The 9,686-nt window shown below is 66.1% G+C and carries 7 protein-coding genes; 5 read left to right on the forward strand and 2 right to left on the reverse strand.

Annotation, left to right across the window (positions count from 1 at the left end; translation table 11 throughout):
* Positions 1-76 precede the first annotated feature (76 nt).
* The 3 genes from ACIPIA_RS04985 to gatA all read left to right on the forward strand — a co-directional run bounded on the left by ACIPIA_RS04985 (position 77) and on the right by gatA (position 2,778).
* Complete coding sequence (locus tag ACIPIA_RS04985) at positions 77-775, forward strand: metal-dependent hydrolase (RefSeq protein ID WP_400507256.1); 699 nt, start codon at positions 77-79, stop codon at positions 773-775.
* A gap of 114 nt (positions 776-889) precedes the next feature.
* Positions 890-1,177: an Asp-tRNA(Asn)/Glu-tRNA(Gln) amidotransferase subunit GatC gene (gene gatC, locus ACIPIA_RS04990; RefSeq protein WP_400507258.1), complete on the forward strand. Its 288-nt coding sequence runs from the start codon at positions 890-892 to the stop codon at positions 1,175-1,177.
* 86 nt (positions 1,178-1,263) lie between these two features.
* Entirely contained in the window at positions 1,264-2,778 is a 1,515-nt protein-coding gene (gene gatA / locus ACIPIA_RS04995; RefSeq protein WP_400507260.1) for an Asp-tRNA(Asn)/Glu-tRNA(Gln) amidotransferase subunit GatA, read from the forward strand.
* A 128-nt stretch (positions 2,779-2,906) separates the two neighbouring features.
* Here the strand turns inward: gatA and ACIPIA_RS05000 are convergent, their stop codons facing one another.
* Positions 2,907-6,101 (reverse strand): efflux RND transporter permease subunit, encoded by a 3,195-nt coding sequence (locus tag ACIPIA_RS05000; RefSeq protein ID WP_400507262.1) that lies wholly within the window; start codon positions 6,099-6,101, stop codon positions 2,907-2,909.
* A 116-nt stretch (positions 6,102-6,217) separates the two neighbouring features.
* Positions 6,218-7,372 (reverse strand): efflux RND transporter periplasmic adaptor subunit, encoded by a 1,155-nt coding sequence (locus tag ACIPIA_RS05005; protein WP_400507264.1) that lies wholly within the window; start codon positions 7,370-7,372, stop codon positions 6,218-6,220.
* Positions 7,373-7,647: 275 nt separating this feature from the next.
* Here ACIPIA_RS05005 and gatB point away from each other — a divergent pair, with 275 nt between their 5' ends.
* Together gatB and ACIPIA_RS05015 are read left to right on the forward strand one after the other, a co-directional pair.
* Entirely contained in the window at positions 7,648-9,129 is a 1,482-nt protein-coding gene (gene gatB, locus ACIPIA_RS05010; protein ID WP_400507266.1) for an Asp-tRNA(Asn)/Glu-tRNA(Gln) amidotransferase subunit GatB, read from the forward strand.
* A 4-nt stretch (positions 9,130-9,133) separates the two neighbouring features.
* A complete protein-coding gene (locus tag ACIPIA_RS05015; protein ID WP_400507268.1) occupies positions 9,134-9,640 on the forward strand; it encodes a GNAT family N-acetyltransferase in 507 nt (168 codons plus the stop codon).
* The last annotated feature ends 46 nt before the right edge of the window (positions 9,641-9,686 follow it).

Raw genomic sequence — 9,686 nt, forward strand, 5'->3', positions numbered from 1 at the left:
CGAACGTGCCAATCCCGGATGGAATGATCTATATCCGACCACGCATTTCGATTGATCGAAAGCCCGGAGCCTCCGCATGAAACTCACCTGGTACGGCCATTCCGCCTTCCGCGTCGACATCGACGGCGCCGCCATCCTGATCGATCCGTTCTTCACCGGGAACCCGGCCTTCGACGGCGATATCGCCGCGATCGCCAAGGGCGTGAGCCATATCGTCGTCACCCATGGCCATGGCGACCATGTCGGCGATACGCTCGACATCGCCGCGAATGCCGGCGCCACGGTCATCACGAACTATGACCTCGCGATGCATCTGGCCGCTCAGGGCCTCAAGAGCTTCCAGCCCATGAACACAGGCGGCACCGTCGACCTCGGCCCGTTCAGCGTCACGCTCGTCCGTGCCGATCACTCGGCCGGGATGGGCGAGGGGGGCGTGAATGTCCCGGTCGGCAGCGCCAATGGCGCGATCCTCAAGGCGAAGGGCGAGAAGACGCTCTGGCACATGGGCGATACCGACATCTTCTCGGACATGGCGCTGCTTGCCGAGATCCACGGCGTCGAGGCCTGCATCTGCCCGATCGGCGATCGCTTCACGATGGGGGGCAAGGTGGCGGCGCTCGCAATGACCCGCTTCGTCAAGCCGAAGGTTGCGATTCCCGCGCATTTCGGCACGTTCCCGATCATCGACCAGAACGCCGATGCCTTCGTTGCCGGCATGCAGGGCAGTGGCATCGAGGTGCTGCTGCCGAAGAAGGGCGAGGCCTTCGCGATCTGAGCCGGAGAAACCGGCCCGATCGCTCAATGCTGATTTACGTTTGCCTGTTCGCCGCGCTATAGCGCGGCGAACCGTTTTCCGGCGCCGGCACGGCGCCCAGTCCAGGAGTCCGCCATGTCGGTCGATCTCGCCACCGTCAAACGCGTCGCGCATCTCGCGCGCATCGCCGTGCCGGAGGCCGATCTGCCCAAGCTGCAAGGCGAGCTCAACGCCATTCTCGGCTTCGTCGAGCAGCTCAACGAGGTGGATGTCGAAGGCGTCGAGCCCATGACGTCGGTGACCCCGATGGCGATGAAGCAGCGCGAGGACGTGGTGAATGACGGCGAGATCGCCGACACGATCGTCGCCAACGCCCCGGCCTCCGAGGACAATTACTTCATGGTGCCGAAGGTGATCGAGTGAGCGGCCGCTAGCCGCCTCATCGATCGTTCCGGAGAGGCCTTGCACCTTCCGGGATCGCCATCCGCCTGCAGAACGGAATTGAAACCGTGACCGATCTTACCCGCCTGACGCTGACCGAGGCCCGCGACGGCCTGAAGGCCAAGACCTTCTCCGCCACCGAGCTTACCAAGGCGCATATCGCCGCCGTCGAGAAGGCCCGCGCGCTCAACGCCTACATCCTGGAAACGCCCGAGCATGCCCTCAGGCAGGCGGCAGCCTCCGACGAGAAGCTTGCAAAGGGCGAGGCGCGCCCGCTCGAAGGCCTGCCGCTGGGCATCAAGGACCTCTTCGCGACCCAGGGCGTCCGCACCACCGCGTGCTCGAACATCCTCGGCAATTTCGTGCCGGCCTATGAGTCGACCGTCACCGCCCAGCTCTGGCGCGACGGCGCGGTGATGCTCGGGAAGCTCAACAATGACGAGTTCGCCATGGGCTCGTCCAACGAAACCTCGGCCTTCGGCAACGTCGTCAATCCCTGGCGCCGCAAAGGTTCCAATGTCGGCGCGGGGCAGGGCGGTGCCATCGAGGGCAACCATCTCGTGCCGGGCGGCTCCTCCGGCGGTTCGGCCTCGGCCGTCGCCGCCGATCTCTGCCTGGCCGCGACGGCGACCGATACGGGCGGGTCGATCCGCCAGCCAGCCGCCTTCACCGGTACGGTCGGCATCAAGCCGACCTATGGCCGCTGCTCGCGCTGGGGCACGGTCGCCTTCGCGTCCTCGCTCGACCAGGCCGGGCCGATCGCCAAGACGGTGCGCGACGCGGCGGTGATGCTGCGCTCCATGTCCGGCCATGATCCCAAGGATACGACCTCGGTCGACATGGCCGTCCCGGACTACGAGGCGTCCGTCGGCCGCTCCGTGAAGGGCATGAAGATCGGCATTCCCCGGGAATACCGGCTCGAGGGCCTGAACCCCGAGATCGATGCGCTCTGGCAGAAGGGTATCGAATGGCTCAGGGCGGCCGGCGCGGAGATCGTCGAGATCTCCCTGCCGCATACGAAATACGCCCTGCCGGCCTATTACATCGTCGCTCCGGCCGAGGCGTCCTCGAACCTCGCCCGCTATGACGGCGTCCGCTACGGCCTGCGCGAGCAGGGCAAGGATATCGTGGAGATGTACGAGAAGACCCGCGCCGCCGGCTTCGGCGCGGAGGTTAAGCGCCGCATCATGATCGGCACCTACGTCCTCTCGGCCGGCTATTACGACGCCTATTACCTGCGCGCCCAGAAGGTCCGCACGCTGATCAAGCGCGATTTCGAGACGGTGTATGGGCAGGGCATCGACGCGGTGCTGACGCCGGCCACGCCGTCCGCCGCTTTCGGCATCGGCGAGAAGGGCTCGGCCGACCCCGTCGAGATGTATCTCAACGACGTCTTCACGGTGACGGTGAACATGGCCGGCCTGCCCGGCATCGCCGTTCCGGCTGGCCTGGACGCACAGGGGCTGCCGCTCGGCCTCCAGCTCATCGGTCGCCCGTTCGACGAGGAGACCCTGTTCTCGCTCGGCGAGGTGATCGAGCAGGCTGCCGGCCGCTTCCCCGTGATGGAGAAGTGGTGGGGTTGAGAGCTTCCCTGCAGCGGGCTACGATCTGACAACGAAAAAGGGCCGCTCAAGCGGCCCTTTTTTCGTTTCCGGTATTGGAGGCCTGTAAGGGGGAGGCAGCTGCCGAAGCCACTGCCTCCATTCTGCGGTCAGTGTGCGCCGCTGGCCTGCTCGGACGCCTTGGCCTTGCGCCGGTTGCCGCCGAGGTCGGCGAGCCAGCGCACCATCACGTAGAACACCGGCGTGAAGATCAGGCCGAAGAAGGTCACGCCCAGCATGCCAGAGAACACCGCGATGCCCATCGCCTGGCGCATCTCGGCGCCGGCGCCGACCGAGATCGTCAGCGGCAGCACGCCGAGGATGAACGCCATCGAGGTCATCAGGATCGGCCGCAGACGGGTGCGGGCGGCGGCGATCGCCGCGTCGCGGCGGTTCATGCCTTCCTCCTCCGCCTGCTTGGCGAACTCGACGATCAGGATCGCGTTCTTGGCGGCGAGGCCGACGAGCACCACGAGACCGATATCGACGAGGATGTTCCTGTCCAGCCCGGCGTAGTTCACGCCGAACATCGCAGCCAGGATACACATCGGCACGATCAGGATGACGGAGAGCGGCAGCAGCCAGCTCTCGTAGAGCGCGGCCAGCAGCAGGAAGACGAAGACCACCGCAAGGCCGAAGGCGATGATCGCCGTATTGCCCGCGAGCTTCTCCTGTAGCGCGATCTCGGTCCATTCGAAGCCGAAGCCGGCCGGCAGCCGCTCCGCTGCGATCTTCTCGACCGCCGCGATGCCCTGTCCGGTCGAGAAACCATGCGCCATCGAGAGCTGCACTTCGGCCGCCGGGTAGAGGTTGTAGCGCGGCACGCGATAGGCGCCCGTCGTGTCGTGGAAGGATGCGATCGAGCCGATCGGCACCATCTCGCCATCCGCGTTGCGGGTCTTGAGATTGGCGACGTCGCGCGTCGTCAGGCGGAAGGGGTTGTCAGCCTGCGCGGTGACGCGATAAGTCCGGCCCAGCAGGTTGAAATCGTTGATGTAGGCCGAGCCCATATAGGTGGACAGCGTCTCGAAGATGCGCGTGATCGGGACGCCCAGCATCTCCGCCTTGGTGCGGTCGATATCGGCATAGATCTGCGGCGTCTTGGTCGAGAACAGCGTGAAGGGCTGCTGGATGCCAGGAACCTGCCCGGCCGAACCGGCGACGACCCAGGCCGCACCCTCCAGCGCTACAAGCCCGCGCCCGGAGCGATCCTGCACATAGCCCTTGAGGCCGCCGCCGGTGCCGATGCCGGGGATGGCGGGCGGCTCGATCAGCAGGGTGAAGGCTTCCGAGATGCCGAACATCTGCTGCCGGAGATCGGAGAAGATGCCCTGCGTGGTCAGCCCCTGCTTCTCGCGGTCCTTGAACGGCGCGAGGGTGACGAAGGCGACGCCGGTGTTCGGTGCGATCGTGAAGGTCGCGCCGTCGAGGCCGGCGAAGGCGACGGTATGGGCCACGCCGGGGCGCGACAGCAGGATATCGTTGGCCTTGCGCAGCACAGCGTCCGTGCGCTGCAGCGACGAGCCGGGCGGCAGCTGGATCACGGCGATGAAGTAGCCGCGGTCAAGCTGCGGCACGAGGCCGGTCGGCGTCCGGCGGATGTCCCAGACGGTTGCCGCGATAAGGCCGGAATAGACGATCAGCAGGATCACCGCGATGCGGATAAGCCGCGCGGTGACGCGGCCATAGGTGCGCGACAGCCAATCGAAGCCGGCGTTGAAATAGTGGAAGAACCAGCGCACGGGCGCGCCGAGCTTGTAGAAGAAGCCGTGCCGCTCGTTCTCGTCATGCTTCTTGTGCTGCTTGAGCAGCACGGCCGACATCGCCGGCGAGAGCGTCAGCGAGACGAAGCAGGAGATCGCGGTGGAGGCTGCGATCGTCACCGCGAACTGCTGGTAGAAGGTGCCCTGCAGGCCGCTGATGAAGGCGGTCGGGATGAACACCGCGCAGAGCACGAGCGCGATCGCCAGGAGCGCGCCGCCGACCTCGTCCATCGTCTTGTGCGCGGCTTCCTTGGGCGACAGACCCTCGGCGAGATAGCGCTCGACGTTCTCGACCACCACGATCGCGTCGTCGACGACGATGCCGATGGCGAGCACGAGCGCCAGCAGGGAGATCGTGTTGAACGAGATGCCGACGGCGCTCATCACAAGGAAGGTGCCCACCAGCGAGACCGGGATGGCGACGATCGGGATGATCGCGGCGCGCCAGGTCTGCAGGAACAGGATCACGACGATGACGACGAGCACGATGGCTTCGAGCAGCGTGTGCACCACCGCATCGACGGATTCGCCGATGAACTCGGTCGGGTTGTAGATGATGCGATGTTCGAGGCCCGGCGGGAACTGCTTGGCCATCTCGTTCATCGTGGCGATGAGCTTGTCGGAGGTCGCGAGCGCGTTCGAACCGGGGCGCTGGAAGACGCCCATCGCGACCGTGTTCTTGTTATCGAGATAGGCGTTCGAGGTGTAGTCCTGCGAGCCGAGCTCGACGCGCGCGATGTCGCGCACGCGGATCGTACCGCCATCCGCATCGGAGCGCACGACGATGTTCTCGAACTCGGCTACGTCGGTCAGGCGGCCCAGCGTGTTGACGGAGAACTGGAACGCCTCGTCGGACTTGGCAGGCGGCTGGTTGAGCGCGCCGGCGGCGACCTGGACGTTTGCCGCCCTGAGCGCGGCGACGACGTCGCCCGCAGTCAGGTTGCGCGCAGCCACCTTGGCGGGATCGAGCCAGATGCGCATCGAGAAGTCGCGCGCGCCGAAGACCTGCACGTCGCCGACACCGTCGACGCGGGTCAGCACGTCCTTCACGTACAGCGAGGCGTAGTTCGAGATGTACTGGGCGTCGCGGGATCCGTCCGGCGAGATCATGTTGACGACCATCAGGAAGTCGGGCGAGGCCTTGCGGACCTGGAGGCCGAGCGCGCGCACCTCCTGTGGCAGCCGCGGTTCGGCCTGCGAGACGCGGTTCTGCACCAGCACCTGCGCCTGGTCGATGTCGACGCCGGCCTTGAACACGACGTTGATCGTCACCACGCCGTCGCCGGTCGACTGCGACGAGATGTAGAGCATGTCGTCGACGCCGTTGACCTCCTGCTCGATCGGCGTCGCCACCGTGGCGGCGACGACCTCGGCCGAGGCGCCGGGATAGGTGGCGCGGATCGAAACCGTCGGAGGCGCGATCTCGGGGTACTCGGAGATCGGCAGGGAGCGCTGCGCGATAGCGCCGGCGATCGTCAGCAGCACCGAGAGGACGGTGGCGAAGATCGGCCGGTCGATGAAGAAATGGGCGAAGCGGAACATGGAAATGTCCTGTCCGGAAAAGGCGGGCGGACACCCGATGGCGTCCGTGTTTCAGAGCCGGGCCGTCATGGCCCGGGAAGCGGGCACCGGCTCTGGGGGAGCCGGCGCGTGATCGGTCAGTTGGTCGTCGCGACCTTGATCTCGCCCGGCTGGGGCGTGACGGCGACGCCGGGGCGGACCATCGGATTGGCGTTGCCGCCGACGATGATCTTGTCCTCCGGCGTCAGGCCGGAGCGGATGACCCTGAGCCCTTCGCTGATCGGCCCCAGCACGACGGTCTTCGGCACGACCTTGTTCTCGGGGCCGACCGTCAGCACGATCTTGTTGGCCTGGTCCGAAGAGATGACGGTGTCGGGCACCAGCAGGGCGTCGGCTTCGCCGGCGAAGAAGCGCAGGCGGCCGAACACGCCGGGCGTCAGGAACTGGTCCTTGTTGTCGAAGACGGCTCGGCCGCGGATCGTGGCGGAGCGCGCGTTCACGGCGTTGTCGACGAAGTTGACCTTGCCGCGGCGGCCCCATTTGGTCTCGTCCGAAAGGCGCACTTCGACGGGCACGCCGGCGTCGTTCCCCGCGCCGTCCCGCAAGCTGGCCATGCGGGAGTAGCGCAGGAAGTCTGCCTCGGAAACGTCGAAGGTGAAGTAGATCGGCGAGATCGCAACGATCGTCGTCAGCAGCGTGGCGCCCGACTGGCCACCGGCGATCAGGTTGCCTGGATCGACGCGGCGGTTCGAGATGCGGCCGGCGAGGGGTGCGCGGACCTCGGTCCACTCGAGGTTGAGCTCGGCGTTCTTGAGATTGGCCTCGGCGCCCTGCAGCGTTCCGACCGCGCTGTTGAGGTTGGCGCGGCGCTGGTCGACGTCGCGGGCCGTGATCGTGCGGTTCTGGGTCAGGCCTTCGGCACGTTCGACCTCGTTCTGCGCGAGCTCGACCTGCGCCTTGGCGCGCGCAACCTCGGCGCGAGCAACGTCGACTGCCAGTTTGTAAGGCCGCTGATCGATGGTAAAGAGGAGGTCGCCCTTCTGGACGAGCGAGCCGTCCGAGAAGTGCACGCGATCGATGAAGCCGGAGACGCGCGCGCGGACCTCGACCTGTTCGCTCGCCTCGAAGCGCCCGGTGAACTCGTCCCAGTTGGTGATGCGCTTGGCGAGAGGAGGCGCGACCTGGACCGGAGGAGCTGGCGGCGCTCCCTGAGCTGCGGCGTCAAACGCGGTGAGGCCGGTCGACGTGGCGAGAACGGTGAGCACCAGGCCGATAAGACGGCTGCGTGACATGGGGGAACTCCGAGTGACAGGCGGCGCAACCATAGCCGGTTTTGTAACCTTTGGCGCTAAAAGGGCTGAGGACTGACGAATGTCAAGATCCATCACCCGTCATTAATCGCGATATTGCGCCAGATAAGCCATATTCCCGCCATCTGGTTGCAGGAGCGCAACGGCACTGCACCATAATGCCGGTTTCGAAGGCAGCCACGCGCCGCAACGGAAGCTTGCCGCAGGCCCGCCGACATCGTAACGCGTAGGCGACCATCTCAGCCGGAAGACCACAGATGAATGCGCATGCCCGCCCCGCCGACCCGAAGAAGCTGATCAAGGGCGCGACCGGCGATTGGGAGATCGTGATCGGCATGGAGATCCATGCCCAGATCACCTCGAACGCCAAGCTGTTCTCCGGCGCCTCGACCGGTTTCGGCGCCGAGCCGAACGAGCATGTCAGCCTTGTCGATGCGGCGATGCCCGGCATGCTGCCGGTGATCAACGCCGAATGCGTCCGCCAGGCGGTCCGCACCGGCCTCGGCCTCAGTGCGCAGATCAACAACCGATCGGTCTTCGACCGCAAGAACTATTTCTATCCGGACCTGCCTCAGGGCTACCAAATCAGCCAGTACAAGAGCCCGATCGTGGGCGAGGGCGAGATCGTCGTCGATCTCTCGCCGACCGAGCAGATCACGGTCGGCATCGAGCGGCTGCATCTCGAGCAGGATGCCGGCAAGTCGATCCACGACCAGCATCCGACGATGAGCTTCGTCGACCTCAATCGTTCGGGCGTGGCGTTGATGGAGATCGTCTCGAAGCCGGACCTGCGCTCTGCGGATGAGGCGAAGGCCTATGTCTCGAAGCTGCGCACCATCCTGCGCTATCTCGGCACCTGCGACGGCGACATGGAGAAGGGTAACCTGCGCGCCGACGTGAACGTGTCCGTCCGCAAGCCCGGCGACGCCCTCGGCACGCGCTGCGAGATCAAGAACGTCAACTCGATCCGCTTCATCGGCCAGGCGGTCGAGGCCGAGGCGCGGCGCCAGATCGGCATCATCGAGGATGGCGGCAAGATCGACCAGGAGACCCGCCTCTACGATCCCGGCAAGGGCGAGACGCGTTCGATGCGCTCGAAGGAGGAGGCGCACGATTACCGCTACTTCCCCGACCCGGATCTGCTGCCGCTCGAATTCGACGACGCCTTCGTAGAGAGCCTGAAGGGCGCGCTGCCCGAACTGCCTGACGCCAAGAAGGCCCGCTTCATCGCCGAGTACGGGCTCTCGCCCTATGACGCTTCGGTGCTGGTCGCCGAGCGCGATCAGGCTGATTATTTCGAGGCGGTCGCCAGGGGCCGCGACGGAAAGGCCGCGGCGAACTGGGTCATCAACGAGCTGTTCGGCCGCCTCAACAAGGAAGGCCAGGACGTCACGACATCGCCGGTCTCGGCCGCCCAGCTCGGTGGCCTCGTCGACCTGATCGGCGAGGGCGTGATCTCCGGCAAGATCGCCAAGGACCTGTTCGAGATCGTCTGGACCGAGGGCGGGGACCCGCGCGAGATCGTCGAGGCCCGCGGCATGAAGCAGGTCACCGACACCGGCGCCATCGAGAAGGCCGTCGACGAGATCATTGCGGCGAACCCGGACAAGGTCGAGCAGGTCAAGGCGAAGCCGACCATGCTCGGCTGGTTCGTCGGCCAGGCGATGAAGGCCTCGGGCGGCAAGGCCAACCCGCAGGCTCTGAACGAAATCCTGAAGAAGAAGCTCGGCATCGAGTGATCATGTGACGCCTGCAGGTCTCGTCATCCGCGACGCTGAAGCCGCCGACGTTCCGGCGGTCAGGGCTCTTTTGGTCGAGACCTGGCATGCCACCTATGACGGCATCTATGGCTGGCAGCGTGTCGCCGAGATCACCAATGCCTGGCACTCGCCCGAGAACCTGCGCAGCCAGCTCGGCCGCGACGAAGGCGTCTTCCTCGTCGCGCTGATCGGCGAGGAGATCGTTGCCACGGCGTCGGCCCGGCCGGAGCGGGATGGAGCGGCATTGCTGACGCGGCTCTACGTCCTGCCCGCCTGGCAAGGCGTCGGCATCGGCCGCACATTGCTGCAGGTGGCGCTGGCCTGCTTTCCGCAGGCGCCGGTCGCGCGTCTGGAGGTCGAGAGCCAGAACGAACTGGCCATCGCCTTCTACGAGCGCATGGGCTTCTTCCTGCAGCGGCAGGCGCGCTTCGACGGCCGCGACGACACGCCCAACACGCTGCTGATGGCGAAGCGGCTTTTCTCCGCCTGAGCGTGGCGGCAACCGGACGAGACCTGCCTATGGCTACGACTGACGC

This window comes from Allobosea sp. CER48, from assembly GCF_044752385.1.
GTDB lineage: Bacteria > Pseudomonadota > Alphaproteobacteria > Rhizobiales > Beijerinckiaceae > Allobosea.